Origin of the sequence: Pseudomonas sp. NPDC096950, from assembly GCF_044762525.1 — a bacterium.
Classification (GTDB): domain Bacteria; phylum Pseudomonadota; class Gammaproteobacteria; order Pseudomonadales; family Pseudomonadaceae; genus Aquipseudomonas.
Genome location: NZ_JBIWEL010000002.1, coordinates 160,068 through 184,832, shown reverse-complemented (window position 1 = coordinate 184,832; position 24,765 = coordinate 160,068). Strand labels below are relative to the sequence as shown.

General features: G+C 59.2%; 26 protein-coding genes, 1 tRNA gene and 1 riboswitch. Of the genes, 21 read left to right on the top strand and 6 right to left on the bottom strand.

Annotated features, from left to right (window positions below):
• Window positions 1-63: 63 nt before the first annotated feature.
• Entirely contained in the window at window positions 64-480 is a 417-nt protein-coding gene (locus ACIQY3_RS05300; protein WP_403017864.1) for a hypothetical protein, read from the bottom strand.
• A gap of 200 nt (window positions 481-680) precedes the next feature.
• Window positions 681-947 (bottom strand): hypothetical protein, encoded by a 267-nt coding sequence (locus ACIQY3_RS05295; protein WP_403017863.1) that lies wholly within the window; start codon window positions 945-947, stop codon window positions 681-683.
• A 273-nt stretch (window positions 948-1,220) separates the two neighbouring features.
• Window positions 1,221-1,321, top strand: a riboswitch (guanidine-I (ykkC/yxkD leader).
• A gap of 63 nt (window positions 1,322-1,384) precedes the next feature.
• Between ACIQY3_RS05295 and ACIQY3_RS05290 the strand changes: the two genes are divergently transcribed.
• From ACIQY3_RS05290 to ACIQY3_RS05205, 18 genes are all read left to right on the top strand, one after another.
• The gene (locus tag ACIQY3_RS05290; protein WP_403017862.1) at window positions 1,385-2,452 is read left to right on the top strand and encodes a putative urea ABC transporter substrate-binding protein; all 1,068 of its coding nucleotides are present in this window, start codon (window positions 1,385-1,387) and stop codon (window positions 2,450-2,452) included.
• A 16-nt stretch (window positions 2,453-2,468) separates the two neighbouring features.
• Window positions 2,469-3,284, top strand: coding sequence for an ABC transporter permease (locus tag ACIQY3_RS05285; RefSeq protein ID WP_403017861.1), 816 nt, complete (start codon window positions 2,469-2,471; stop codon window positions 3,282-3,284).
• On the top strand, window positions 3,281-4,069 hold the full coding sequence (locus ACIQY3_RS05280) for an ABC transporter ATP-binding protein (protein ID WP_403017860.1): 789 nt from the start codon (window positions 3,281-3,283) through the stop codon (window positions 4,067-4,069). The genes ACIQY3_RS05285 and ACIQY3_RS05280 overlap by 4 nt, the downstream gene beginning before the upstream one ends.
• 13 nt (window positions 4,070-4,082) lie before the next feature.
• Window positions 4,083-4,808 carry an urea amidolyase associated protein UAAP1 gene (locus ACIQY3_RS05275; RefSeq protein ID WP_403017859.1) on the top strand — a complete coding sequence of 242 codons (726 nt, stop codon included), beginning with the start codon at window positions 4,083-4,085 and terminating at the stop codon, window positions 4,806-4,808.
• An 11-nt stretch (window positions 4,809-4,819) separates the two neighbouring features.
• Window positions 4,820-5,461 (top strand): urea amidolyase associated protein UAAP2, encoded by a 642-nt coding sequence (locus ACIQY3_RS05270; RefSeq protein WP_054046753.1) that lies wholly within the window; start codon window positions 4,820-4,822, stop codon window positions 5,459-5,461.
• A gap of 307 nt (window positions 5,462-5,768) precedes the next feature.
• On the top strand, window positions 5,769-9,410 hold the full coding sequence (uca, locus tag ACIQY3_RS05265) for an urea carboxylase (protein ID WP_403017858.1): 3,642 nt from the start codon (window positions 5,769-5,771) through the stop codon (window positions 9,408-9,410).
• A 24-nt stretch (window positions 9,411-9,434) separates the two neighbouring features.
• Complete coding sequence (atzF, locus tag ACIQY3_RS05260) at window positions 9,435-11,213, top strand: allophanate hydrolase (RefSeq protein WP_403017856.1); 1,779 nt, start codon at window positions 9,435-9,437, stop codon at window positions 11,211-11,213.
• Between the two features lie 187 nt (window positions 11,214-11,400).
• Window positions 11,401-12,888 carry a diguanylate cyclase domain-containing protein gene (locus tag ACIQY3_RS05255; protein WP_403017855.1) on the top strand — a complete coding sequence of 496 codons (1,488 nt, stop codon included), beginning with the start codon at window positions 11,401-11,403 and terminating at the stop codon, window positions 12,886-12,888.
• Complete coding sequence (locus ACIQY3_RS05250; protein ID WP_169371209.1) at window positions 12,881-13,099, top strand: cysteine-rich CWC family protein; 219 nt, start codon at window positions 12,881-12,883, stop codon at window positions 13,097-13,099. The genes ACIQY3_RS05255 and ACIQY3_RS05250 overlap by 8 nt, the downstream gene beginning before the upstream one ends.
• A gap of 34 nt (window positions 13,100-13,133) precedes the next feature.
• Window positions 13,134-13,826 carry a pseudouridine synthase gene (locus ACIQY3_RS05245; RefSeq protein WP_403017854.1) on the top strand — a complete coding sequence of 231 codons (693 nt, stop codon included), beginning with the start codon at window positions 13,134-13,136 and terminating at the stop codon, window positions 13,824-13,826.
• 312 nt (window positions 13,827-14,138) lie between these two features.
• A complete protein-coding gene (locus tag ACIQY3_RS05240; protein ID WP_403017853.1) occupies window positions 14,139-15,023 on the top strand; it encodes an alpha/beta fold hydrolase in 885 nt (294 codons plus the stop codon).
• A 180-nt stretch (window positions 15,024-15,203) separates the two neighbouring features.
• Window positions 15,204-15,277 (top strand) — tRNA-Gly (locus ACIQY3_RS05235).
• Between the two features lie 1,110 nt (window positions 15,278-16,387).
• Window positions 16,388-16,546 carry a hypothetical protein gene (locus ACIQY3_RS05230; protein ID WP_403017852.1) on the top strand — a complete coding sequence of 53 codons (159 nt, stop codon included), beginning with the start codon at window positions 16,388-16,390 and terminating at the stop codon, window positions 16,544-16,546.
• Window positions 16,543-16,749: a hypothetical protein gene (locus ACIQY3_RS05225; RefSeq protein WP_403017851.1), complete on the top strand. Its 207-nt coding sequence runs from the start codon at window positions 16,543-16,545 to the stop codon at window positions 16,747-16,749. Before ACIQY3_RS05230 ends, ACIQY3_RS05225 begins: the two co-directional genes overlap by 4 nt.
• A gap of 104 nt (window positions 16,750-16,853) precedes the next feature.
• Window positions 16,854-17,687, top strand: a complete 834-nt coding sequence (locus ACIQY3_RS05220) for a phage antirepressor N-terminal domain-containing protein (protein ID WP_403017850.1) — start codon at window positions 16,854-16,856, stop codon at window positions 17,685-17,687.
• Window positions 17,688-17,813: 126 nt separating this feature from the next.
• Window positions 17,814-18,011, top strand: coding sequence for a hypothetical protein (locus ACIQY3_RS05215; RefSeq protein WP_403017849.1), 198 nt, complete (start codon window positions 17,814-17,816; stop codon window positions 18,009-18,011).
• Window positions 18,012-18,184: 173 nt separating this feature from the next.
• Window positions 18,185-18,463: a hypothetical protein gene (locus ACIQY3_RS05210; RefSeq protein ID WP_403017848.1), complete on the top strand. Its 279-nt coding sequence runs from the start codon at window positions 18,185-18,187 to the stop codon at window positions 18,461-18,463.
• Window positions 18,464-18,646: 183 nt separating this feature from the next.
• The gene (locus tag ACIQY3_RS05205) at window positions 18,647-18,886 is read left to right on the top strand and encodes a hypothetical protein (protein WP_403017847.1); all 240 of its coding nucleotides are present in this window, start codon (window positions 18,647-18,649) and stop codon (window positions 18,884-18,886) included.
• Window positions 18,887-18,946: 60 nt separating this feature from the next.
• Here the strand turns inward: ACIQY3_RS05205 and ACIQY3_RS05200 are convergent, their stop codons facing one another.
• Complete coding sequence (locus ACIQY3_RS05200; RefSeq protein ID WP_403017846.1) at window positions 18,947-19,210, bottom strand: hypothetical protein; 264 nt, start codon at window positions 19,208-19,210, stop codon at window positions 18,947-18,949.
• A 478-nt stretch (window positions 19,211-19,688) separates the two neighbouring features.
• On the opposite strand from ACIQY3_RS05200, the gene ACIQY3_RS05195 reads away from it, so the two are divergent.
• Genes ACIQY3_RS05195 through ACIQY3_RS05185 form a run of 3 tightly spaced genes read left to right on the top strand, consistent with a single transcriptional unit; the run spans window position 19,689 to window position 20,972 of the window.
• The gene (locus tag ACIQY3_RS05195) at window positions 19,689-19,865 is read left to right on the top strand and encodes a hypothetical protein (RefSeq protein ID WP_403017845.1); all 177 of its coding nucleotides are present in this window, start codon (window positions 19,689-19,691) and stop codon (window positions 19,863-19,865) included.
• A 14-nt stretch (window positions 19,866-19,879) separates the two neighbouring features.
• Entirely contained in the window at window positions 19,880-20,503 is a 624-nt protein-coding gene (locus ACIQY3_RS05190) for a GNAT family N-acetyltransferase (RefSeq protein ID WP_403017844.1), read from the top strand.
• Window positions 20,504-20,516: 13 nt separating this feature from the next.
• Window positions 20,517-20,972, top strand: coding sequence for a hypothetical protein (locus tag ACIQY3_RS05185; RefSeq protein WP_403017843.1), 456 nt, complete (start codon window positions 20,517-20,519; stop codon window positions 20,970-20,972).
• Between the two features lie 44 nt (window positions 20,973-21,016).
• Here the strand turns inward: ACIQY3_RS05185 and ACIQY3_RS05180 are convergent, their stop codons facing one another.
• From ACIQY3_RS05180 to ACIQY3_RS05170, 3 genes are all read right to left on the bottom strand, one after another.
• Window positions 21,017-21,778: a DNA adenine methylase gene (locus ACIQY3_RS05180; protein WP_403017842.1), complete on the bottom strand. Its 762-nt coding sequence runs from the start codon at window positions 21,776-21,778 to the stop codon at window positions 21,017-21,019.
• A 62-nt stretch (window positions 21,779-21,840) separates the two neighbouring features.
• A complete protein-coding gene (locus ACIQY3_RS05175) occupies window positions 21,841-22,896 on the bottom strand; it encodes a phage portal protein (RefSeq protein WP_403017841.1) in 1,056 nt (351 codons plus the stop codon).
• Complete coding sequence (locus ACIQY3_RS05170) at window positions 22,896-24,656, bottom strand: terminase ATPase subunit family protein (protein WP_403017840.1); 1,761 nt, start codon at window positions 24,654-24,656, stop codon at window positions 22,896-22,898. Before ACIQY3_RS05170 ends, ACIQY3_RS05175 begins: the two co-directional genes overlap by 1 nt.
• Window positions 24,657-24,765 lie beyond the last annotated feature (109 nt).

The window sequence follows — 24,765 nt, the reverse complement described above, 5'->3', positions numbered from 1 at the left end:
AATCCGGGCACAAAAAAAGCGGCGCTTAATGCGCCGCTTTTCTGTAACTGGCTGTTGGAAATATCAGCGGTGACCACCCCGGCCTCCGCGACCGTCGCGACCATCGTGATCGCCACGTCCACCACCCCGGTGATCCCGTCCATCGTGACCACGGGAATTGTCCCAGTTGCCCCGATTGCGGCCATCCCAACCGCCTCGGTCATGTCCTTGCCAGCCACGGTTATGGGACTGGTAGTAGCGCGGTTGCGCCTGGTAATAACGCGGCGCCGAGTAATAACGGGGAGCCGGCTGATAGTAACGCGGTGCTGGTTGGTAATAGCGTGGAGCCGAGTAGTAGCTGCCACCGCCCGAGTAGTAAGCCGGCGCGGGGGACGAGTAGACCTCAGAACTGTAGTAGCTGCCTCCATCTCCGTAGGAATAGGGAACGCATGCACCAAGGGAAAAACTCAACACGACCAGCAGAAGCATTCGGCGATACATGGCGGCCTCCTGGACCGCGAGTAGCCACACCAGCGACGCTGGCAGGCGACAGTCAATTGTTGGCGACTGTCGAAAGATCAGACATCGATTTCGGAATCTGGTGCGTTCTTGAAACACATTGAAACAAGTCGCCGATGAAAGGTTTTTCATCTTCGCCCTAAAAAAAACGGCGCTTCCTTTCAGGGGAAGCGCCGTCATGATTAATGGCGACCGTAACGGCCACCCCAGTGGTAATAACCCGGCCCGTGACCGCCGTAATACCCGTGGCCGCCGTAGTAATAGTAGCGATAGCGCCCGTAATACCGGGGGTAGGAATAGCCGTAGTAATAAGGCGAGTAGTAATAACCGGGGTAGTAATACGGCGTTGCGTAAATGTCTGCGGTGCCAGCGTAGTAGTAGCAACCCGACAGACCCAAGCCCAGCACCCCGCCCAGCAATAATCGACGAAGCCATTTTTGATAAACCATGGCGGCCTCCTGAAAGACCCGCGACAGCAGCCGGCACAGGCCGACTCACACCTGTTTTGACTGTGAAACCGGCATCCAGTGCGCGAAGGCTAAAACCTTCGGATAAGCGGCCCATTGCGGTGCGCGGATGCACCATGACAAGGCAATCACGCGCCCTCTTCCATTGGCCCATCGGCGTCATCCCCCAGCCCAGAGGCCTCGCAGCGACTTGGCACGGCTCTCGCTTTAGTAAAGGTGTGCAGGAGTCATCACAGGTTCGCGGCACCACAATTTGCAATGGCTGACTAGGGTTCCGGCTCGCTTAGGCGAGTGACTGGTCCGAGAGTTGGCGACCTCCAGTTGAGGTTACACGGCGGGACAAAAGCCCGGGAGACAAGCCACCGTTCGCGGTGCCGCGTTGACTCCTGCCCGCCCTTGATCAACTGGAGAACCATCCCATGACCCGACTTCGTTTACCCGCCCTGCTCGCCGCCGCATTCGCCGCCCTCATCAGCGTCTCGTCCCAGGCCGCCCAGAAAGATCACTTCAGCGTCTGCTGGACCATCTACGCCGGCTGGATGCCCTGGGAATACGCCGGCAGCCAAGGCATCGTCGACAAATGGGCGAAGAAGTACGGCATCAAGATCGATGTGGTGCAGCTCAACGACTACGTCGAATCCATCAATCAATACACCGCTGGCCAGTTCGACGGCTGCACCATGACCAACATGGATGCGCTGACCATTCCGGCGGCCGGTGGCGTCGACAGCACCGCGCTGATCGTCAGCGATTTCTCCAACGGCAACGACGGCATCGTACTGAAAGGCGAAGGCAAGAAAGTCGCCGACCTCAAGGGCATGGACGTCAATCTCGTCGAACTTTCGGTTTCCCACTACCTGCTGGCCCGCGCCCTCGATTCTGTCGATCTCACCGAGAAAGACCTGAAAGTCGTCAACACTTCCGACGCTGACATATCGGCCGCCTTCAACACCGATCAGGTCAACGCCGTCACCACCTGGAACCCGATGCTCTCGGACATCAAGGCCAAGCCCGGCGTGACTGAAGTCTTCAACTCCAGCCAAGTGCCTGGCGAAATCATGGACATGATGGTGGTCAACAGCGCCACCCTCAAAGACAACCCGGCCCTCGGCAAAGCGCTGACCGGTGCCTGGTTTGAAGTGGTCGAGTTGATGAACGCCAAGAATGCCGCCAGCAAAGCCGCCCTCGAACACATGGCCAAAGCCTCCGGCACCGACCTGGCCGGGTTCCAGTCGCAACTCGACACCACCAAGCTATTTGCTACTCCGCAGGAGGCGCTGGCGTTTTCCACTAGCAAGCAATTGCCGGAAACCATGCGCAAGGTCGCCGAGTTCTCCTTCCAGCACGGCTTGCTCGGTGAAGGCGCCAAGGACACCAGCGCCGTCGGCATGGCCTTCGCCAACGGTGTGACCAGTGGTGACAAAGGCAACCTCAAGCTGCGCTTCGACCCGAGCTACGTGCAGATGGCCGCCGACGCCAAGCTGTAAACAGGAGGACCTGGCCATGCGCCTGATCAATCGCCACCCGGATCGCCCGAATCGCTTGCTGTTGGTGATCCTGCCGTTCGCCCTGGTGCTGCTCGCCTACTTCCTGGGCTCGGCCGAGCGGCTGACGGACAACCCCAACGATAAGCTGCTGCCCAGCGCCGTGCAGATGACCGACGCGGTGAAACGCCTGGCCTTCGTCGCCGACAGCCGCACCGGTGAATACCTGCTCTGGCAAGACAGCGCCTCCAGCCTGCGACGGCTGGCCATCGGCCTCGGCATCAGCGCGTTGGCCGGGCTGTGCCTGGGCATGGCGGCCGGCACGTTGCCGTTGTTCGGCGCACCGTTGTCGCCGCTGCTGACGGTGTTGTCGATGGTGCCGCCGCTGGCGATCCTGCCGATTCTGTTCATCGTCTTCGGCCTGGGGGAGTTGTCGAAAGTGATGCTGATCGTGATCGGCATCACCCCGGCGCTGGCCCGAGACCTGGAACAACGCGCCCGGGAAATTCCCGTCGAGTTGCTGATCAAGGCCCAGACGTTGGGCGCCTCGACCTGGACCTTGATGCTGCGGGTGGTGTTGCCGCAATTGCTGCCACGGCTGTTGATCTCGTTGCGGCTGATGCTCGGCTCGGCGTGGTTGTTCCTGATCGCTGCCGAAGCCATCGCGTCCACTGACGGACTCGGCTACCGGATTTTCCTGGTGCGGCGCTACCTGGCGATGGATGTGATTTTGCCCTACGTGGTGTGGATCACCCTGCTCGCCTGGCTGATGGATTGGGGGCTCAAGCGCCTGACTCAGCGTGCGTTTCCCTGGTACGAAGGAGCACGGGCATGAGCTTCATCACCGTGAAAAACGTCTGGCAGCAGTACGCCGATCAAGTGGTGCTCGAAGGGCTGAACCTGAACGTCAACGAAGGTGAGTTCTGCACCCTCGTCGGCGCATCCGGTTGTGGCAAATCGACCTTCCTGCGCCTGTTGCTGGGTCAGGAAAAAGCCAGTCGCGGCAAGATCTTGTTGGACGGCCAGGCCCTGGCCGGCGAACCGGATTCCAGCCGTGGCGTGGTGTTCCAGCGCTACTCGGTGTTCCCGCACCTGACCGTGCTGGACAACGTCGCCCTCGGCCTCGAACTGCCGCGCTCGTCACTGCTCGGACGCCTGTTCGGCAACGCGAAAAAAGACGCTCGCGAACAGGCCTCGGTGCTGCTGCACAAAGTCGGCCTCGGCCACTCGTTGGACAAGTACCCGGCGCAACTCTCCGGCGGCATGCAACAACGATTGGCCATCGCCCAGGCGCTGATCATGAAGCCGCGGGTGTTGCTGCTCGACGAACCGTTTGGCGCTCTCGATCCAGGTATCCGCAAAGACATGCACGTCCTGTTGCTGGAACTGTGGTGCGAAACACAACTGACGGTGTTCATGGTCACCCATGACCTGTCCGAAGGTTTCAGCCTCGGCACCCGTTTGCTGGTGTTCGACAAGGTCCGCGTCGACCCGCACGCCCCCGGCGCCTATGGCGCACGCATCACCTACGACATCCCTTTGAACAGCGACCGCCGCGCCACACGCGCCGCCGTCGATGCCTTGCCGGCTGAGCTGGCAGGCACGCTTCGCACCGCTTAAGAGGATTTTGCACATGACTGATTCGACCCAACTGTTCCCGCCCTTCGCCGAAGAAATGCTCCCCGGCGGCGGTCATCGTTCCTTCGTGTTGAAACGCGGCCAATTGCTGCGCCTGACCGACCTGCGCGGCGGCGCCAACGTCAGCCTGACGCTGCTCAACGCCAACGAAAAAACCGAACGCCTGAACCTGCCCGACAGCCTTAAATGCCAACACACCGCCAAGCTCACCGCCGGCCATTGTTTGTACTCGGACATGGGCCGCGTATTGGCCGCGATCACCGCCGACACCTGCGGCTGGAGCGACAGCCTCGGCGGTGTGCTGTGCGCTGAAGAAGTCGCGGAAAAATACGGCGCCGGCCGCTACCAGGAACTGCGCAACGGCTTCTTCCGAAACGGCACCGACAACCTGTTAGTGGAACTCGGCAAATGGGGTCTGGGACTTTCGGATTTGTTGATGACCCTCAATCTGTTCAGCCGCGTGAATGTCGACGAGGCCGGGAGTTTCCACTTCGTCGAGGGCAATTCCAGGGCGGGCGACTACATCGAACTCTATGCGCCGATGGACACGCTGGTGGTGCTCACCGCGCTGCAACATCCAATGGATCCGTCGCCGGAGTACGCACCGAAACCGCTGAAGCTGAGCTGGATGAATGCCGACGCCAGCGTCGCCGAACACTGCCGCACTTCGCGCCCGGAAAACGAGCGCGGCTTTATCAACACCGACCGTTTGTTCGCCTGAGGATCGCTGCCATGTCACTCGCCATCGCTACCGCAACCCAGCAGCCAGAAACCGCGATCTACCGCGCCACCATCCCTGCCGGCGAACCCTGGCTGATGGAGGTCAAGGCCGGCCAGACCCTGCGCATCCTCGACCTGGAAGGCAATCAAGCGGTCGACACCTTGTTCTACAGCGTCGCCAACCCGAAGGAGCGCTATGACGTGCAACGCACGTTGCGCCGGCAGAACAGCGTCTACCTGAGCACCGGCAGCGTGCTGTATTCCAACCTCGGCAAACCGATGCTGACCATCGTCGCTGACACCTGTGGTCGCCACGACACCCTCGGCGGCGCCTGCGCCCAGGAGAGCAACACCGTGCGTTATGCATTGGAAAAACGCTACATGCACAGCTGCCGCGACAACTATCTGCGGGCCTGTGTTCACGACGGGCGACTGGGCAAAGGTGACATCGGGCCGAACATCAATTTCTTCATGAACGTGCCGGTTACCGCCGATGGTGGATTGACCTTTGAAGACGGGATTTCGGCGCCGGGGAAGTACGTGGATCTGCGGGCGGAGATGGACGTGATCGTGTTGATTTCCAACTGCCCGCAATTGAACAACCCGTGCAATGCCTACAACCCTACGCCTGCGGAGTTGCTGGTATGGAACTGACAATTCTGCGGTTGCGGCGGTGGTTGTTTGCCCTTTGCCAGGCGCGTTCCGGCCAGTGCCTAAAACCTCCAAAACACCCCTGACCCCAATGTGGGAGCGGGCTTGCTCGCGAAAGCGGTGTGTCAGACACATTGATAGCGACTGACAAGCCCTCTTCGCGAGCAAGCCCGCTCCCACAGGGGTTCAGCGGTGTTTTCAAGCTGGGTGATTTTGCCGTCGGGGACGACCCCGGCGCCTATCGAAAAACTGCGGGACGGCCCGCATCCCAGGTCGAGGCTGATGCGTTATCGCCTCCGGGGGTTTTGCCATGTTCGAAAAAGTCCTGATTGCCAACCGTGGCGCGATTACCTGCCGCATCCTGCGCACCTTGGGTGAATTGCAGGTCAAGGGTGTCGCCGTTTACTCCGAATCCGATGCCGCGAGCCTGCACATTCTGCAAGCCGATGAAGCCCACAGCCTCGGTGAAGGTGCCGCCGCCGGCACTTATCTGGCGGTGGATAAAATCCTCGCCATCGCCCAAGCAACCGGCGCCACGGCCATCCATCCCGGCTACGGTTTTCTATCGGAAAACGCCGGGTTCGCCGAAGCCTGCGAAGCGGCCAACATTGCCTTTATCGGCCCGACGCCCGAGCAGTTGCGGGTGTTCGGCCTCAAGCACACCGCCCGCGCCTTGGCCAGGCAACACGGCGTGCCGATGCTCGAAGGCACCGAGTTGCTCGACAGCCTCGACGCGGCACTGATTGCCGGTGAACAGGTCGGCTATCCGGTGATGCTCAAAAGCACCGCGGGCGGTGGCGGTATCGGCATGCGCGTTTGCCGCAGCGCCGCCGAGTTGAGCGAATCCTTTGAAGCGGTCAAACGCCTGGGCCAGAACAATTTCAGCGACGCCGGGGTGTTCATCGAGAAGTACATCCAGCGCGCCCGGCATCTGGAGGTGCAGGTGTTTGGCGACGGTCGCGGCGAGGTAATTGCCCTCGGTGTGCGTGACTGTTCAGTGCAGCGACGCAACCAGAAAGTCCTCGAAGAAACCCCGGCGCCAAACCTGCCCGAGGGCATGGCCGACGAGCTGTGTTTTGCTGCAATCAAACTCGCCAAAGCGGTGAATTACCGCAGCGCCGGCACGGTGGAGTTTGTTTTCGACAGTGAGGATCAGCGCTTCTATTTTCTGGAAGTGAACACGCGATTGCAGGTTGAGCACGGCGTCACCGAACAGGTGTGGGGCGTGGATCTGGTGCGCTGGATGGTCGAACTGGCGGCGGGTGATTTGCCGTCGCTCAGTGAGTTGGGTCGCGGCTTGAAAGCGGAGGGTCATGCGATTCAGGCGCGGTTGTATGCGGAAGATCCGGGCCGGGATTTCCAGCCAAGTCCGGGCCTGCTGACGGCGGTGAACTTCCCTGCTGCTGATGGCAAACATCTGCGTATCGATACGTGGGTCGAGGCCGGTTGCGAGATCCCGCCGTACTTCGATCCGATGATTGCCAAGGTTATCAGTTGGGCGCCAACCCGCGATGAAGCGGCTGCCGATCTGCATCACGCCTTGGGCGACAGCCTGCTCTACGGGGTGGAAACCAATCGCGATTATCTGCGGCAGATTTTGCTTGATGTGCCCTTCGCCAGTGGTCAGCCGTGGACGCGCTGCCTGGAAGGTCTGGTGTACCAAGCCAATACGTTTGAAGTGCTCAGCGCTGGTACACAAACCAGCGTTCAGGATTATCCGGGACGCCTCGGCTACTGGGCGGTCGGCGTGCCTCCGTCGGGGCCGATGGACAGTCGGGCGTTGCGTCTGGGCAATCGCCTGCTCGGTAATGACGAAGGTGCGGCGGCGCTGGAAATTACCATGAGCGGGCCTTTGCTGCGCTTCAATTGCGAAGCCGTTGTGGCGGTTACCGGTGCGCTGATTCCCCTGGCGTTGAATGGCGAAGTCGTGCCGATGAACACCACATTGCTGATTCCGGCAGGTTCGACCTTAAGCCTCGGCACCATCGCTGGCGCCGGGGCCCGGAGTTATTTGTGCCTGCGCGGCGGGCTACAAGTGCCGGACTATCTGGGCAGCAAAAGCACCTTCACCCTAGGCCAGTTTGGCGGGCATGGCGGTCGGGCGCTGAGAGCTGGGGATGTGTTGCATGTGCCGGGCTTGAGTGATCGCAGCGCCGGGGCGCAATTGGCTGAAGTCGCTGAGTTGCCTGCTGTGCGGCAGATTCGGGTGATCTACGGCCCGCATGGCGCGCCGGAATACTTCACCGAAAACTACATCGGCACTTTCTTTGCGACGCAGTGGGAAGTGCATTTCAACTCCAGCCGCACCGGTGTGCGGTTGATCGGGCCGAAGCCGGAATGGGTGCGGGCGGATGGTGGTGAGGCGGGACTGCATCCGTCGAATATTCATGACAATCCGTATGCCATCGGGGCGGTAGATTTCACCGGGGACATGCCGGTGATTCTTGGGCCGGATGGTCCGAGCCTGGGTGGGTTCGTGTGCCCGGTGACGGTGATCGAGGCGGATCTTTGGCAGTTGGGGCAGCTTAAGGCTGGGGACAAAGTGCAGTTCCTTCCGGTCGATCTCAAGACCGCCCGAAATCTCGCCCTGGAATGGGATACCCCCTGTGGGAGCGGGCTTGCTCGCGAAAGCGGTGTATCAGACACATTAATACCGACTGACAGGACGCCTTCGCGAGCAAGCCCGCTCCCACAGGGGGTTGAGTCGCCTGTCGTGTTGGATATTGGGCAGGACGATACGCGGCTGGTCGCGAGGCTGTCGGGTGATACACATTTGCTGCTGGAAATCGGCGCCCCCGAACTCGACCTGGTCCTGCGCTTCCGCGCCCACGCCCTGATGCAGGCCCTGGAATCCAAACACCTGCACGGCGTGATTGACCTGACGCCCGGCATCCGCTCCCTGCAAGTCCACTACCAACCCGAACAACTCCCCCTCACCGACCTGCTCGGCATCATCGCCGGTGAATGGGACGCCGTATGCGCCGCCAAGGATTTGCAGGTGCCGTCGCGCATCGTGCATCTGCCGCTGTCCTGGGACGATCCGGCCTGCCAATTGGCGATCGAAAAATACATGACCACCGTGCGCAAGGACGCGCCGTGGTGCCCGAGTAACCTGGAGTTCATCCGCCGCATCAACGACCTGCCGAACCTCGATGAAGTACAGCGCACGGTGTTCGATGCCAGTTATCTGGTGATGGGCTTGGGCGACGTTTACCTCGGCGCACCGGTCGCCACCCCGCTCGACCCGCGCCATCGCCTGGTGACCACCAAGTACAACCCGGCGCGCACCTGGACTGCCGAGAACTCGGTGGGCATCGGTGGCGCGTACATGTGCGTGTACGGCATGGAAGGCCCCGGCGGTTATCAGTTCGTTGGCCGCACGTTGCAGATGTGGAATCGCTATCGCGAGGTCGCCGCATTCGACGGCAAACCGTGGCTGCTAAGGTTCTTTGACCAGATTCGCTTCTACCCGGTGAGCGCCGATGAGTTGTTGCGCATTCGCCGGGATTTTCCCCTTGGGCGCTTCGAGCTGAACATCGAGCACAGTCAGTTGAACCTGGCGGATTACCAGGGGTTTCTGGCGCAAGAAGCCGAGAGCATTGCAGCGTTTCGGGATCAGCAGAAAGGCGCGTTCAACGCCGAGCGCGAACGCTGGATCGCCAGTGGCCAGGCGCATTTCGACAGCGAGGAACTGATCCCCGAAGCCACCGAAGACGCACCGTTGGCCAGCGGTCAGCAAAGCGTCGACAGCCACATCGCCGGCAACCTCTGGCAGGTGCAGGTTGAAACCGGGGCGCGGGTCGAGGCCGGGGATGTATTGGTGATTCTGGAGTCGATGAAGATGGAAATCCCGCTGCTCGCGCCGATGGCCGGAGTGGTGCGGGAGATTCGCGTGCAACCGGGTTCGGCGGTGCGCGCCGGGCAGCGGGTCGTGGTGCTGGACCTCGACTGAACTCATTTTGAAAAGGATCGAATCATGAATTTCAATCTGCAACTCGACGCCCTGCGCAACGCTTATCGCGACGGCCAAATCACGCCTCGGCAATTGCTGCTGAGCCTGCGGGACAAAGCCGCGGCGCTGAACCCGGATTATCACTTGTTCATTCATTTGCTCAGTGTCGAGGAACTGGAGCCGTACCTTGCCGCGCTCGATGGCCGCAATATCGATAGCTTGCCGCTGTATGGCGTGCCGTTTGCGATCAAGGACAACATCGATCTCGCGGGCATTCCCACCACTGTCGCGTGTCCTGCGTTTGCTTATGTGCCGGAGCGTTCGGCGACCATCGTCGAGCAGTTGCTGGCGCTGGGGGCGATTCCGCTGGGCAAGACCAATCTCGACCAGTTCGCGACCGGGTTGAATGGCAGTCGCTCGCCATATGGCGCGTGCCCGAACAGCGTGTTGCCGGAGTATCCATCGGGCGGTTCCAGCGCCGGGTCTTCGTTGGCGGTGGCGTTGGGCGTGGCGAGTTTTTCTCTTGGGACGGACACGGCGGGCTCCGGTCGGGTGCCGGCGGCGTTGAATAATCTGGTGGGGTTGAAAGCCACCAAAGGGCTGATCTCTACTGGAGGTGTGGTGCCGGCCTGTCGCACGCTGGATTGCGTTACGACCTTCACTGCGACTGCACGCGAAGCCAGTCAATTGTTGGCGCTGACCGCGCGTCTTGACCCACGGGATTCGTACAGCCGCAGCAATCCGCTGTGGAATGACGGCTCGGCATTCGGTGCGCCTCGGCCCTTCCGCTTCGGTGTGCCCCGTGCGCAAGACCTGGAATTTTTCGGCTGCCCCGAAGGCCCGTTGTTGTTCGGCGATGCCATCGATCAGCTCAAAGCCATGGGCGGTGAAGCGGTGGAGCTGGATCTGTCGCCGTTCCTCGAAGCCGCACAGTTGCTTTATGAAGGCCCATGGGTGGCCGAGCGCTACAGCGTGGCTGGCGAGTTGATGGAGCAAAACCCCGAAGCAGTGCTGCCGGTGATTCGCGCGGTACTGGCCAAGGCCCCGGCAGTGACCGGCATACAAACCTTCCGCGCGCAATATCGACTGCAAACCTTGAAAGCCCTGTGCGACCAGGCCCTGGAAGGTCTGGATTGCGTGCTCACACCAACCATCGGCCGTCCGGTTACCTTGGCGGAATTGGCAGAGGAACCGGTGCTGCGCAATTCGGAACTGGGCTATTACACCAACTTCATGAACCTGCTCGACTACGCCGCCGTCGCCGTGCCCAGCGGGTTCATGGGCAACGGCTTGCCGTGGGGCGTGACGTTGTTTGGGCGGGCGTTTACCGATCAATATTTGTTGAGCGTGGCGGATGGTTTGCAACGTCAGCAAGGTTTTGGGTTGCCAACGCCGACGACAGTGGCACGCCATGATTACGCGCGGCTGGTGGTGTGTGGTGCGCATCTGGAGGGGTTGGCGTTGAACTGGCAACTCAAGCAGCGTGGGGCGCGGCTGGTCGAATCGACCTTGAGTTCGCCGGACTATCAGCTGTATGCATTGGCCGGCGGCCCGCCGTTCCGTCCGGGGATGGTGCGGGTGAAGGACGGTGGCGTGGCGATTGCGGTGGAGGTTTGGGAGTTGCCGAGCAGTGAACTGGGCTCGTTCCTGACCGGGATTCCGGCGCCGCTGGGGTTGGGCAAGGTGCAACTGGCGGATGGGCGGTGGGAGAGCGGGTTTATTTGTGAGGCTTACGGGCTGGAGGGCGCGGTGGATATCAGTCATCTCGGCGGGTGGCGGGCTTATCTGACAGAGCGGCGTTGATCTTTCGATTCGCGAGCAAGCCCGCTCCCACAGGAGACCGCGCATAACCTGTGGGAGCGGGCTTGCTCGCGAAGAGGCCATACCTGACGAAAGAGATTTCACGGCTGCCACCCGCGTAAATGCAGCGGTTATTTAGCCACAGTCCCACTAGAATGCATGCCATCGGGTCACTGCCAACGGAACCACCATGCCGCTTCGCTCGCCGCTGTATTCCCAACGTTCGTTGGTCCTCACGCTGATCGCGTTGTTGGGCGCCGGTTTCCTCGCCACCTCGTTTCTCAGCTACTACGCCTCGCGAGCGTCGATCCGCGACAACATCGTCAACACCGAACTGCCGCTGACGTCCGACACGGTCTACTCGGAAATCCAGAAAGACCTTGTCAGACCGATCCTGATTTCCTCGATGATGTCCCGCGACACCTTTATGCGCGACTGGGTGGTCAACGGCGAGCACGACCCCGACCAGATGACCCGCTACCTCAACGAGGTCATGACCCATTACGGCGCCTACACCGCGTTTTTCATTTCCAACAGCAGCCTGACCTACTACCACGCCAAAGGTGTGCTCAAGCAGGTCAAGATCGACGAACCCCGGGACGCCTGGTATTTCCGCGTCCGCGACATGAAAGAACCCTACGAGATCAACGTCGACCCGGACCTGGCCAACAAGGACAACCTGACGTTCTTCATCAATTACAAAGTCTACGACTACGACAAACGCTTCATCGGCGCGGCCGGCGTTGGCCTGACGGTGGATGCGGTGATCAAGTTGATCGACAAGTATCAACAGCGCTATCAACGCAGCGTGTACTTCGTCGACACCTTCGGCCGGCTGGTGCTCACCGGCGCCGAGGGTGGCCCCGAAGGTGCGCGGGCCGGCCGGAGCCTGGGCGATCTCAACAGCATGAAAGACCTGGTCAGCCAGTTGCCCAAGCCCCACAGCGGCAGCTACGAATATTCCGCCCACGGCCAGGGACATTTCCTCAACGTGCGGTTCATTCCGGAGCTGAACTGGTACCTGTTCGTCGATAAACGCGAAGACGGCGCCCTCAGTGAAATCCGTCAGTCGCTGTACCTCAACCTGCTGATCTGCCTGCTCGTCACCTCGATTGTGCTGGCGCTGCTCAACCGCGTGATCAAACGCTACCAGGGCAAGATCCAGGCCCAGGCCACCCTCGACAGCCTGACCGAACTGCCCAACCGCCGGGGTTTCGACCTGTTGGCGGCGCAAGCCATGCACGAAGCCGAGCGCGAACCGAAACCGCTGACGGCGCTATTGCTGGACCTCGACCATTTCAAAGTGTTGAACGACACCTATGGCCACCTCGCCGGTGATCAGGTGCTGATCGGTTTCGCCCGGGACCTGGAAAGCTGCCTGCGGCATTCCGACATTGTCTGCCGTTGGGGCGGTGAGGAATTTATCGTGCTGCTCAAGGACACCGACGGTGAGACCGGTCAGAAAATTGCTGAGAAAATTCGTCAGCATGTGGAAAAACAGCGTTATGCCTACAACGGCAAGGAGCTGCGTCTGACCGTCAGCATCGGCCTGACCACCCTGCAACCGGATGAAACCTTGCATACGCTGCTGTCCCGGGCCGATCATGCGATGTACCGGGCCAAACAAGCCGGCCGCAACCGCACCTGCGTGGAAATGCCTCACTCTGTTTATGAATAAGCCACAACTATGCCCGGCCTGCGGCGCCCCCAACGACTGCAGCCTGGCCGACCCACGAACCGCCGACCGTGCCTGCTGGTGCTACGGCGTCAGCATCGACCCGGCGGTTCTTGAAGCGCTGCCGGCGGAACTGCGCGACCTCTCCTGCCTGTGCCCGCGCTGCGCCCAGGTCGAAGCGCAGCTGCAAGCAGCCGCCCGGCCGATCACGTAAGATGCGCGCCCCTTCTCCGTCTGATTTTTAACCGATGCGTGTAGACCGTTTCCTCAGCAACCTGCCGCGCTTCAACCGTAAGCAGGTTCGTCTGTTGCTGGTGGAAAAACGCGTGCGCATCGACGGAAAAGTCGTCAGCGATCCTCACAGCGAAGTGCTGGAATTCAGCCGCGTCGAAGTCGATGACGAAGTGTTGCAAATCGGCAAACCGGCGCGCTACTTCATGCTGAACAAGCCGCCCGGCTGTGTCAGCGCCACCCGCGATCCACAACACTCGACGGTGCTCGACCTGATCCACGAACCGGACAAGGATGACCTGCACATCGCCGGGCGCCTGGACTTCAACACCACCGGCCTGATGATCATCACCAATGATGGCAGCTGGTCGCGACGCCTGACCCAACCGCAAACCAAACTGCCGAAGGTGTATTACGTCGAGACCGAACAGGACATCGGCCCGGAGTATGCAGTCACCTTCAACGAAGGGCTGTACTTCGCCTTCGAGGACCTCACCACTCAGCCTGCCGAGCTGGTATTGCTCGGGGCGAAGTCGGCGCGGTTGAGCATTGTCGAAGGTCGTTACCACCAAGTGAAGCGCATGTTCGGCCATTTCGACAACAAGGTGCTGCGCCTGCACCGCGAAAGCATGGGTCCGCTGGTACTCGATAACGCGCTAAAACCGGGCGAGTACCGTCCCTTGCGCACCGAAGAGATTCAATTGATCTAAGCAGGCGACCGCTCAGCAGAAGTTGTCGAACAATTTACGAATGACACTTGCGCGATGCCGTCGCCCCTGCTTGAATCAGGACGTCGGCCAGATTGTGACCGATGAGTCACAACATACTTCTAAGAAACTTTTTGCCGGCCGGGAGCCCTCAGGTTCCGCTGTCCACCGGCAGACTGCCCGCCAATAACAATACCCGTCGACCTGCTTTACCGGATCGACATGGGCCTCCAAATTCCAGGCGTATGCCTACCTGTCACAAAGCTCGTGCAATCTCATTTGCGCGCATACCCGCTTGCCCAGGAGTCTTATGACATGAGGCCAGAAATCGCTGTGCTGGATATACAGGGTCAGTATCGGGTTTACACGGAGTTCTATCGCGCAGACGCCGCAGAGAAGACCATTATTCTGGTCAACGGCTCGATGGCCACGACTGCGTCGTTTGCTCAGACCGTGAAAAACCTCCATCCGCAGTTCAATGTGGTGTGCTATGACCAGCCCTACGCGGGCAAGTCAAAAGCCCACAACCTGCACGAGAAATTGCTGACAAAGGAAGTCGAGGGACAGATCCTGTTGGAGCTGATCGACCACTTCGCCGCCGAACACGTACTGTCGTTTTCCTGGGGTGGCGCCGCGACCCTGGTCGCCCTCGCCCAACGGCCACGGCGCATCGAAAAAGCCGTGATCAGCTCGTTCTCCCCGGAGATCAACGAGCACATGCGCGACTACCTGGAACGTGGCGTCGACTACCTCGGCAGCCGCGACGGCGACCGGGTCGGCAACCTGGTGAACAGCACCATCGGCAAACACCTGCCGTCGCTGTTCAAACGCTTCAACTATCGCCACGTCAGCAACCTGGCCGAGCACGAATACGGGCAGATGCACTTCCACATCAGCGACCTGCTGCACAGCGATCGCCAGTGCTTCCTCAAGGCTGCCGAGAAAATCGACGTGCCGGTGCTGTTCATGAACGGCGAATGGGACGAATACACCGCCGCCGACGGCGCCCGGCTCTTCGCCAACCACGTGCAACACGCCACCTTCAGCACCCTGCAAGCCACCGGGCACTTTCTCGACATGGAACACAAAGCCGCCTGCCGAGACAGCCAAAACGCACTGCTGGGCTTCCTGAAACCGGCGCAACACACCAGCCGACCGCGTTACCAATTCGTCCAGGACCACCATGCACTGGCAATCTGAAACTGAGTCATCGCGAGCAAGCCCACGCCTGCACTGCTAACGCAATCCTGTAGGAGCGAGGCTTGCCCGCGAATGGCCATCACCCGGTCCATTCCTTGTGTCACCCCGTGCTAAATGCAGCGCGCATAAAGAAAAACTTCAAATCCACGCGCACATCTGGTACAAAGTCAGCCGCTCTGAGCGGGTGTCGTATAATGGCATTACTCCAGCTTCCCAAGCTGATAACGAGGGTTCGATTCCCTTCACCCGCTCCACTATTTTCAAGGGTTCCAGACGTGTCAGTTTGAGCCTTAGCGTGTTTGGTGACAGTTCCGGTGACAGTTTGCTTGTAAGCGAGCTGCTGCAGGAGCGAGAACCTGCCGCCCCCCTCCCCCTATAGCCAATCCCGTTTTTATGTTGACCCACGGGAAACCGGTATTTTTGGTAAGTTTTTCCTCCCCCTTCTGAAAGCTACGAATCACAAGGCTTGTAGACGATTTGATTAGGTAAGTTTTAAGTAATATCTAGACATAACATTACCTTTTACCAAGGTCAGAAACCGAAAATAAAATATCTATATAAATCATATAGTTAGATAAAAATTACTCCCCACCTTACTCAGAAAAGCCAGTGCAAAGTAAGTGCTCAAAACCGCATCGCGTGCGGGCTGCAGCTGGTTTCTCACCTTCACATACTTAAATTACTTGTTTCCCGTGGGTCACCTGAAAAAAGGCCATCGGAAAATCGCTCCAGGACGCTCTGAAAAGAGGGGGCGCGTGTAGGGATCTGTAGGGTTTTATCAGCCCCAGTTCGCTCAGGAAAGGCCCGCCGGGCGCTGCGGCTGGTGGGTTGCAGGTGTGCAGAAATTAAGACCGATTTAGCCCGCAGGCGTGGCGGGGGGACGACGGCGCGCGCCAGGTGAAGACCCACCCGCCGGACCGGTGCCGCCCCAAAACGGTGCGCTCGCGACCGCCTCGTCCCCCTCACGCCGATAGTCCGCCGGCCAGCCGCTCTCGCCCGCCACATCGACTCGTGACAGCTATGGAGATGATCGCCACAACTGAACGGCCCTGCAGCGGTAGCGGCAACGTAGCGTGATATTAAATATTGTCCGGGGACACTTGATCCCCGGACCTTGACGGGCGTACAGTGCGGTCGTCGCTGCCAATTCAGCGAACGGGTTTGGCGACCCGGATAGAAAGGCGCACAAGCGCCCCATCACGACAGCAGGCGCTTTTTTTGTGCCCGCAGTTCCGTGTTATGGCGGCTGTGCGTGGGAGACCTTAGGGTCTGCCGGGTACCTTTCCCCGGTTCGCCAACCTGCGTACAGCTGCCACCCTCGTTTGGCGACGAGGCCGCAGCTCCAACTCAGAAAGGAATTGCATATGACCGCCCTCATTCCGTCCAGAATCCGCGCACTTGCTCATCGCCGCATGGCTCTCGCCGCGCTGCACGCTAACTCTTCCCTCTCCAATCGCCTCAAGCGCTACAACCATCACATGCACCAGGTGCGCGTTCTTGAAACGCACGGCGGTGCCCTATGAGAAAGCCCTACGGTCTCACCGATAACGATCTGTTTGATTTGGAACGGGTGCGGGATTCGCTCGCCCTGGTGCATGCGCTCGCCCAGCAGGCCGATCACCCCGGATTGTATCAGCCCCAGATGTTGGCCGGGTTCCTCGACGGGATCTGCGAAAGCCTCAACAGCATTATCGGCTCGGCAACGAGTCAGCAACGACCAACCTGATCTTCCGAAGGAGGGGGTGTATTGCACCCCCTCCATGGTAATTACCTCGAAAAGCTCAGGTGTTGGGGAAATCACAACACCTGATTCACCGAAGGATGCGATGAATGAACACGCAATTGATGCCTGTACCTTTCCATGGCGATACCGTGGTGCTGTTAAACGAAGACAATGAGCCTTATGTGGCAATGAAGCCTGTAGTTGAGAACATGGGGCTGGCCTGGCAGTCGCAGCATGCGAAACTTGCTGCCAACACGGCACGCTGGGGTATCACGAATATCGTTATACCTTCGCTGGGGGGGCCACAAGAAGCTGCATGCCTACCCTTACGCAAGCTTGCGTCTTGGTTGATGACTATTAGTCCGAATAAAGTAGCACCCGATCTGCGCGATAAGATCATTCAGTATCAGGAAGAGTGCGACGAAGTGCTCTGGAACTACTGGACCAAGGGCGCGGCCACTCGCACTGGAGCCGTCCCAGCCAGTCAGATGGCAATCATGTCCAGAAGCCGCTTGAGCTTGATGAAAGAACTGCAGCGAAGCCGGAACAAAGCAGTGCGCGATGCATTGGGTGAAGAGATTGCACGTCTTTCTGAATCCATGGGCCTTCGCGTTCCAGATCTGGACGCCATAGGCACTGTCGAGCCCCCGCAAGCGGATGTCGTTGCCGACTTTTGGGCCGCGCTTCTGCAACTGGACTCCAAGGGAATCGTTTACAACCACTCCAAGGATCCGCAGCTGATCGGCCTGAACATGCCGCACCTGGGCGAACTGTTCGCTGCCAATGGCATCCAGACCGTGATCAGCACCGAGGTCACTACCGCGTTGAAGCGCAGCAACGATCCACAGTTTTTGGGACTGAAGGCGGTGGACAGCACTATTCGCAAAACCACGACCAAGTGCTGGGTGTTCAAGAAGCCGGCCCAAACCCAGGCCCAATGACGAACGCAGCCTTACCGTCTGAGTAATCAGCCGGTAAGGCGCTCTATCTAATTGGCCGCGACGACTGAATGGAATACCGCCGGCCAGCTACACTGCCCGGGCCACCCCAGTACAGGAGTCACACCGATGCAGATGCACGAAGCCGGGCAAGTGTTAGAGGTTTTCAACCAAGACGAGGCCAATGAACGACTGGCCGAAGACTGGCGGCTGTTGGCCGTGCTGCCGGGAGCGCCGCGCGGCTCCAGTAACAGCACGTCGGTTATCTACGTGCTAGGCAAGCCCAAGGAAAAAACCGGTACCGGGCTGTACGGCCAACCGGTGTAAGCTCGACCCGGCGTTACGAGTAACGCCGTGTATGTTCGAGAGGCCCCCACACTTTGCCCTAGCGTGGGGGCCTTTTTATTTGCCGGCGGAAACCGCCCACCCTAGACTGGTGAGCCAGTCCCCCAACTTCTCGTTTACGCAGTGAGGGCCCCTCACTCGAAAGGATGCGACCCATGTATGAGCCATTGAACGACCCGGCTGCCATTGAAGCTGTGAACCAGTTTTTCAATGACCTAATCGCCGTGGCGGACTTTGAGGCACAGCTGCCGTTGCTGCGGCCCCAGGTAGAAGACTTTCGCTTCGAAGCGCTGACCCATGCCGGCATGCTGAGCACGCAAAACCAACTGCGCGGCTTTTTGTGGGGCCTTACGGTGGCCGGTACGCTGACGCCCGAGCAGGGCCACGAATTCAGTCAGCGCCTGGACCTGGGCCGCCAAGCCAGGTGGTTGTAATGAGCGTCCTCGACGTGTCCGATCCGTTGGCCGCGCGCATCGAGGCGATGTACCTGGCCTTTGAACACATGGCCACGGCGCGGCTGTTGGTGCTCGAGCAATGATCGGCAAAGGCATTACCGTATAGGTAAGTCTGCGGTAAGAGCGATAGCTTTCCCTTCTTCATACAAGGGAGCACCCAACATGACTGAGACACCAGGTAGCCGGGACCGAAATGCGCTAAGCCTCACCACTGCAGCCGGGACCACTGAACGCGAGTTTTTGACCGAAGCTGAAACCATGGCCCTGGCGCAATTCGCCAACCGGGTGGGCTGGTTCGAATTTACCAGCAATGCTTTAGGGGACGATGAGGCCCATTTGATGAAACAGGCTTTCGATAAACTGCAGGATGTCTTGGCGCGCTCCGGTTTTGCCCCGGGCTGATTTGCCGTCACATTCACCCGGCCCCCACCCTCTATCGGAGCGTGGGGGCTTTTTTTGGGTTCAATCCCTGTCAGCGACTACCGCAGGTAGCCGCTCGCGCTCCACGGTCATTACCTGCTGGAGCAGATGCAAGGCAGTCAAGTTGCCGCCTAAGTGATCGCGCCACGCCTGGTGCGTGGTTTTGTACAAGCCGTCGATTTCTTCGAACACACGACGGTAGCGCTCAATTTCGAGCACAAGACGCCGGCTTTCGGGATGATTACTCCAGAAGTAACGCAGTTCGGCCTGCGTCACAGGCCTGAATGGGGGCAGATCGCGAGGCATAAAAACCGACCAGTACTGTATAATTGAACAGTATTTTTGCATGAGGATTGCAGTGCGTATAGCGCCATTGAGCGCTTTGCGACAAGCTGGACTTGGGCTATGCGTCTGGGTATGCGCCGACCTGAAACGCGTGTGCCTAACCGTAGGGGTAAGCAGCGGTTAGCCAAGTTCGTGCATTATCTTCAAAAATAATTCATGCCGTAGAAGCAGCGAACTCTTCGCCGTTGAGAAAAAACCTTTGTACGTTGAAGGGGTTAGCGAAGTCGAAACTCGTTCAAGCGTTGCTTCCATCGCTGATTCGCACACATTTGTAAACCTGATTGGGTTGACATAGTTATTGATCGTGTTCAAATGTGTTTGTGCCACCACACAAAGCCGAATACTGAGCAGTACAGCGGAGCAAAACCGCGTTCGGCGGATGAATCGTTAATAACGATCCTTCAAGCGCAGTGCTTACCACTGCAAGGAAAGATTCAAAATGGCAATTAAAAGCGAAACCTTCAGCCGCGTTGAGCTGACTGATGAAGACGCTGCCCGCTTCGTGCAACACATGCGCGATGACAAACCCAATCCAAAAGCCCAGGCATCCTATGCCCGTGGCCGCGATATCCTGAGCCAGGTTTTCGGTCAGCAAGGTAGCGCGCGTCCTCGTTAGTCCAGCGAGCTCCGATGCAGGTAGGCGTCGATTACTTCATTGAAAAGCTGCACTCCGAACACCAAACCAGTCGATTCTCAATGGGCCCAGATGCAAGTCTGAGGCCCTTGAAGTCGTTCATCCAAAACAATGCTCTAGACTTCCAGACCAGCAATGTCGCCGTCACATACGCGGCCATCGTGCCCCCCGCTGAAAATGATCCGCAGGCTAGAAAGCGCATCATCGGCTATGTGACTCTCACTTGCAGCGAGATCGATCTCGACGGGGCATACCCGTTGGAGGACTGCGAGGCCGCGAATCGATACCAGTCGATATCGGCGCTGAAAGTAGCGCGCTTAGCCACTCACGCGGCCTACGTGGGTCATCAAATCGGGAAGACGCTGATGGAGTTCGCCATCGCCCTGGCGGTACATCAGGTCGCGCAATTCGTGGGCTGTAGATTTCTCGTTACCGATTCAAAAGCGAACTCCGTCGGGTTCTACCAAAACAAACTGGGATTCACGCTGTTGGATACCGAAGAAAATCGGAACCGCGAGCATCCTGTGATGTTTTTAGATCTGAACAAGCTCGATCTCAGCGCGCCGTCAGATGCCCTGGACGAACCTGCGGGAAGTACTCAAGAAGCTGAACCTGCATAGGTGGGGGAGCGATATGCCCGTTTTTGACTTAACCACTGCTGAATTGGCCTTGATCGTATCAACTGCAGCGGTTGGCCTTTCGGTCTACACCCTCGCTAAAGCCAGGAACTCCGTCAGTGTTGCCCTCGGTTGCGATTACGATGGTGATTATCTGTGCCTGACCAATAACAGTCCCCATGCAGTCACGGTCGTTGACATGGGTACCGTCAAGGCGAAGGGCGGTAGGCGTTCCGTCATGCGTGAGGATCTACTCAAACGAAGGATTGATCCAAGGGACGTCACTTACATTTATTTTCAGCGATTTGATAACTACGATTATCGCGACTTGCACCAGCTCAAAGGCGCTTACATTGAGCTGGCGACGGGCCAGAGATTTTACAGTCGTAGCCGAGTTGTTCGGGCATGGGCACATCTGAGGGCCTGGATGAATATCGGCGCTAAGCGATCATCCTCGCCATCCAAGCCTTGAAATCGAATCAGAGATTGCATCTGTCGCCCAGGCCCACCATCACCTCACCAATTGAAGTAGACCAGCTCGTTCACTTCAATGCCGCCGTTGCCGCCCACAGTATGCCGAAACGGCACCTCCTTTAGCCGCAGCCCGGCAAAGACCTCCCGAATTCTCGGATGGTCTCCCACCGATATCACCATCTTGCCTCGGATCGACTGCGCCAGATCCGCCATGGCTTCGAACTGATCAAAGCCAAAATCGCCTGCCTCGTACCCTGCTGTTTCCCAGTACGGCGGATCCAGATAAAACAGCGTGTGGTTTCGATCGTACCGACGGATGCACTCCTTCCAATCCAGATGCTCGACAGTAGTTCGGGCCAGGCGCAGATGAGCGTCGCTGAGCTTTTCTTCGATACGCAGCAAATTGAGCCTCGGAGCTGAGGTGGTCGCGGTCCCGAAAGACCGGCCCTTTGCCTTGCCGCCGAAACACAGGTTCTGCAGGTAGAAAAAGCGCGCTGCGCGCTGGATATCGGTCAGCGTGCGCGGCGCCTGCTCTTTGGCCCATTCGAACATGGTGCGGCTCACCAATGCCCATTTGAACTGGCGCACGAACTCCTCCAGGTGATTGGCGACGACCCGATAAAGATTCACCACCTCGCCGTCAAAGTCGTTGATCACCTCCACCCGGCTGGGCTCCTTCATGAAGAACAGAGCCGCCCCGCCACAGAACGGTTCGACGTAGCAATCATGGTCTGGAAACTCCGGCAGGATGTGTTTCGCCATGCGGCGCTTGCCGCCCATCCAAGGGAAAATCGGTGCAGGCATTGGTCGTCCTTACTTCGAATTGATAAAGGGCGGAACGCTGATAAGCGGCCGCCCGGGGCTGATCATTTGTCGGAAACTGGCTCCAGCGGCCTCCAGCGAATTACTTCTTCGCCCAGCCATTCGTTGACCTGCTGCATGCGTGCCTGAATGGGCTCGAGCTCGTTCATTGCCCAGATCTGCGCGGCCTCTTTGATTGAGCCGAAACCGCCTGCGTTTTGCGGCACGATGCCCATCAACTGAGGGGGGATACGTAGCGCCGCGAGCATGTCGTCGCGGCTGATGTTCTTGATCGAGCCGAATTCGTCTTTCGCCGCGACCTCACTGACGGGGATTAACTGAATGCCATCCTTCTTGCCGCCCGGGGCGTACATGAACAGGTTCCGAAAATTTCCTGGTCCTTTGGCCGACTTCAGCGCGCTGCGCAACGCGGCAACGTCCGTCTCGTTCTGCGCGGTGTCCGTCATGTACATGATGAAACCGGCGTGACTGCCGTTGTTGTAGTACTTACGCCGGAACAAGGTGGCGGACTCGTTGAGCAGCGCACTCTGCAGAGCTGGTAGCCACTCCGGCAGGCCGTAGATTTCTTGGTTAATGTCGGCCTCGCGCTGGTGGTAAACGGTCCCGCGCTTGAATTCGAACTCGTCTCGCCAGCCGCGCACCTGGTAATAGGTTTCGAGGTCCACACCGCGTCGCATGTACTTGCCCAGGGCGGGCTGCAGCCCCAACGTACCGCGCAGCATGTTCTCGCGCTTTTCCAGATAGCCGTTGCCGCACCAGAGGAAGTCCAGGGCGAATTGTTCGAAGGTCTGACGGGACAACAACTTGTGGGGGATAAAGGTGCGGGCCAGCATGTTGCGTTTGAAATTCAGGCCCGATTGCAGAAAAACGCTGGCCCGGGAGGACTTTGCCAACCCGTCCAAGGACATTGGCGGCTCATACCACCGGCCGTTCAGCCAGCACTCCAGGTAATCGAGAATCCCCCGTTCGTCGAGTACCGGCGTGGGATCGCCAAAGGTGAAGGCCTCCATCTTGCCGCCCATTGCCGGCAGCACCTGGTCCGCGATCGCAGCCTGGGCTGATGTGGACATCTGCGTGGATTCGCTGCGGCTATTGCTCATCAATAAATCTCCATGAAGCTGGTATTCGTTGAGGTTTGCCCCTCAAGCGGTTCGTTCTGTAGTGCGTGGAATAGCGCCCATGCGAGATCCGCGTGCCCTGTCTCGTCGGTACGGCCTGCTGTGTAGGTGAATTGCCGGCCGCTGGCCGTGATGGTTTTGCGGATCGCCATCAGTGATTGGGCCATGTCGATCCAACCGGCATCGAACTCCAGGCGCCCTTTGTGGATCACGTCGTAAGCCTTGAGCACCAGGCGTGTCTTGACCTCGGGGGAATAGCTGAAGGTCGTCACGTTTGGGAAGAATTGGCGCACCAGCTGGGCCACGCCCGAGCCCATGCCGGTGATGTCGATCCCGATGTAGGTCACCCAATAGCGCATCGTGACGAGACGGATCGCCTCGGCCTGCGCCGCGAAATCCATGCCCCGGAACTGATGACGCTCGAGCACGCGGAATTTGCCTCCTGGCACCAACGGCGGCGCCACGACCACCAGACCGGAGCTGTCGCCGGTTTCCGCCGGGTCGTAGCCGATCCACACCTGCCGATCGGCAAACGGCCGCGCGGCGAAAGGCTTGTAGTCCTCGGACCACTCGACCCAGCTGTCGACCATGCAAGGCTGCAGGACGTTGAGCGGGAAGATGCTCGCCCCGTCGTCGACGAATTGGCACATCAGCAGGTTCGCGAAGGCGTCCGCGTTGTACTCGAGTCGCAGCTCTTCCAGGTCGAACAGATCGCAGCCGCGCTGCTCGGCATCCAGGATGGTGACGATCTGGCGCCAGATGCGGTCCTCGCACAACCTGCCCTGCTGCAGCGCGTCGTGCGAAACATCGAGTTTCAGCCGCTGCGCGACAGGCTTGCCCTTGTTGAAGCGCTCCCCGGTCCAGAATGTGTAGGCCTCATGCGCCATGCTCGATGGTGTCGAGAAGTAGGTGCGGCGGTATTGCTTCTGCATCGCCATGCCGCTGGCGACCTTGTTCAGCTCGTTGAACTTGAACGTCCAGAAGAATTCGTCAAAGTAGAAATTACCGTGGTAACCCTGAGCGGTTCGGGCGTTGGTACCGAGGAAATGCAGCTCGGCGCCATTGGCCAGAATGATCGGGTCACCGGTGAGCTCTACGCCGCAAACCTCGCGGGCAAAGCCTTGAATGTATGCCTTGAAGATGTGTGCCTGGTTCTTCGACGCGGACAGGAATATCTGATTGCGTCCGGTGACCAGGGCATCAATGAACGCTTCCCGGGCAAAGTAATAGGTGGCGCCGATCTGCCGGCTTTTCAGGATTGCCCTGGTGCGTTGATTGCTCGCTCGGTACCAGTCCAACTGATAGCCGAAGCACCCGTCTTTGAACGCCTCGGTCAGCTGCTCGATCTGCTCTTCGCTGAACTCGTTGCGAGCCGCTTTCTTCTTCGGCCCTTCGTTGCGTTTGGCCAGGTTGGGGTTGAGGTCAGTGTCAGTGCCGCCGGCCTTGTATCGCTCGATCCGGGCTTGCCGTTCCAGCTGACGGTGCAGCAGGTCGATCTCTTTGAAGTCACCGCCGGTTTTGCCGTCCTTGAGGATCAGTTGCACCAGGCGTGCTTCCAGGGCACCACCGATGCGCTCGACGTTATCGGCCCGGTCCCATTCATCACGCGTTTTCCACGCATGAACGGTCTTTTCCTTTTCATCCAGCATTTCTGCGATCGCGCAGATCCGCAGGCCGGTCCAGTAGAGGAACTTGGCCTGACGGCGGTTATCGCGGATTGGAGTGGCGTCGGTTGTCGTCATGGCGGCGATGCTGACGCCTCGCGCGCGTGAAGGCGTAGCGATGTGCCATGTAGCCCACGGGCTTACAACTGGCGCTGATTGCTCGTAACGACGCTACTGCCGACGATGC

Coding starts and splice junctions, on each gene's coding strand:
- ACIQY3_RS05300 (WP_403017864.1), bottom strand. CDS start 480: ATGTATCGCCGAATGCTTCTGCTGGTCGTGTTGAGTTTTTCCCTTGGT.
- ACIQY3_RS05295 (WP_403017863.1), bottom strand. CDS start 947: ATGGTTTATCAAAAATGGCTTCGTCGATTATTGCTGGGCGGGGTGCTG.
- ACIQY3_RS05290 (WP_403017862.1), top strand. CDS start 1,385: ATGACCCGACTTCGTTTACCCGCCCTGCTCGCCGCCGCATTCGCCGCC.
- ACIQY3_RS05285 (WP_403017861.1), top strand. CDS start 2,469: ATGCGCCTGATCAATCGCCACCCGGATCGCCCGAATCGCTTGCTGTTG.
- ACIQY3_RS05280 (WP_403017860.1), top strand. CDS start 3,281: ATGAGCTTCATCACCGTGAAAAACGTCTGGCAGCAGTACGCCGATCAA.
- ACIQY3_RS05275 (WP_403017859.1), top strand. CDS start 4,083: ATGACTGATTCGACCCAACTGTTCCCGCCCTTCGCCGAAGAAATGCTC.
- ACIQY3_RS05270 (WP_054046753.1), top strand. CDS start 4,820: ATGTCACTCGCCATCGCTACCGCAACCCAGCAGCCAGAAACCGCGATC.
- uca (WP_403017858.1), top strand. CDS start 5,769: ATGTTCGAAAAAGTCCTGATTGCCAACCGTGGCGCGATTACCTGCCGC.
- atzF (WP_403017856.1), top strand. CDS start 9,435: ATGAATTTCAATCTGCAACTCGACGCCCTGCGCAACGCTTATCGCGAC.
- ACIQY3_RS05255 (WP_403017855.1), top strand. CDS start 11,401: ATGCCGCTTCGCTCGCCGCTGTATTCCCAACGTTCGTTGGTCCTCACG.
- ACIQY3_RS05250 (WP_169371209.1), top strand. CDS start 12,881: ATGAATAAGCCACAACTATGCCCGGCCTGCGGCGCCCCCAACGACTGC.
- ACIQY3_RS05245 (WP_403017854.1), top strand. CDS start 13,134: ATGCGTGTAGACCGTTTCCTCAGCAACCTGCCGCGCTTCAACCGTAAG.
- ACIQY3_RS05240 (WP_403017853.1), top strand. CDS start 14,139: ATGAGGCCAGAAATCGCTGTGCTGGATATACAGGGTCAGTATCGGGTT.
- ACIQY3_RS05230 (WP_403017852.1), top strand. CDS start 16,388: ATGACCGCCCTCATTCCGTCCAGAATCCGCGCACTTGCTCATCGCCGC.
- ACIQY3_RS05225 (WP_403017851.1), top strand. CDS start 16,543: ATGAGAAAGCCCTACGGTCTCACCGATAACGATCTGTTTGATTTGGAA.
- ACIQY3_RS05220 (WP_403017850.1), top strand. CDS start 16,854: ATGAACACGCAATTGATGCCTGTACCTTTCCATGGCGATACCGTGGTG.
- ACIQY3_RS05215 (WP_403017849.1), top strand. CDS start 17,814: ATGCAGATGCACGAAGCCGGGCAAGTGTTAGAGGTTTTCAACCAAGAC.
- ACIQY3_RS05210 (WP_403017848.1), top strand. CDS start 18,185: ATGTATGAGCCATTGAACGACCCGGCTGCCATTGAAGCTGTGAACCAG.
- ACIQY3_RS05205 (WP_403017847.1), top strand. CDS start 18,647: ATGACTGAGACACCAGGTAGCCGGGACCGAAATGCGCTAAGCCTCACC.
- ACIQY3_RS05200 (WP_403017846.1), bottom strand. CDS start 19,210: ATGCCTCGCGATCTGCCCCCATTCAGGCCTGTGACGCAGGCCGAACTG.
- ACIQY3_RS05195 (WP_403017845.1), top strand. CDS start 19,689: ATGGCAATTAAAAGCGAAACCTTCAGCCGCGTTGAGCTGACTGATGAA.
- ACIQY3_RS05190 (WP_403017844.1), top strand. CDS start 19,880: ATGCAGGTAGGCGTCGATTACTTCATTGAAAAGCTGCACTCCGAACAC.
- ACIQY3_RS05185 (WP_403017843.1), top strand. CDS start 20,517: ATGCCCGTTTTTGACTTAACCACTGCTGAATTGGCCTTGATCGTATCA.
- ACIQY3_RS05180 (WP_403017842.1), bottom strand. CDS start 21,778: ATGCCTGCACCGATTTTCCCTTGGATGGGCGGCAAGCGCCGCATGGCG.
- ACIQY3_RS05175 (WP_403017841.1), bottom strand. CDS start 22,896: ATGAGCAATAGCCGCAGCGAATCCACGCAGATGTCCACATCAGCCCAG.
- ACIQY3_RS05170 (WP_403017840.1), bottom strand. CDS start 24,656: ATGACGACAACCGACGCCACTCCAATCCGCGATAACCGCCGTCAGGCC.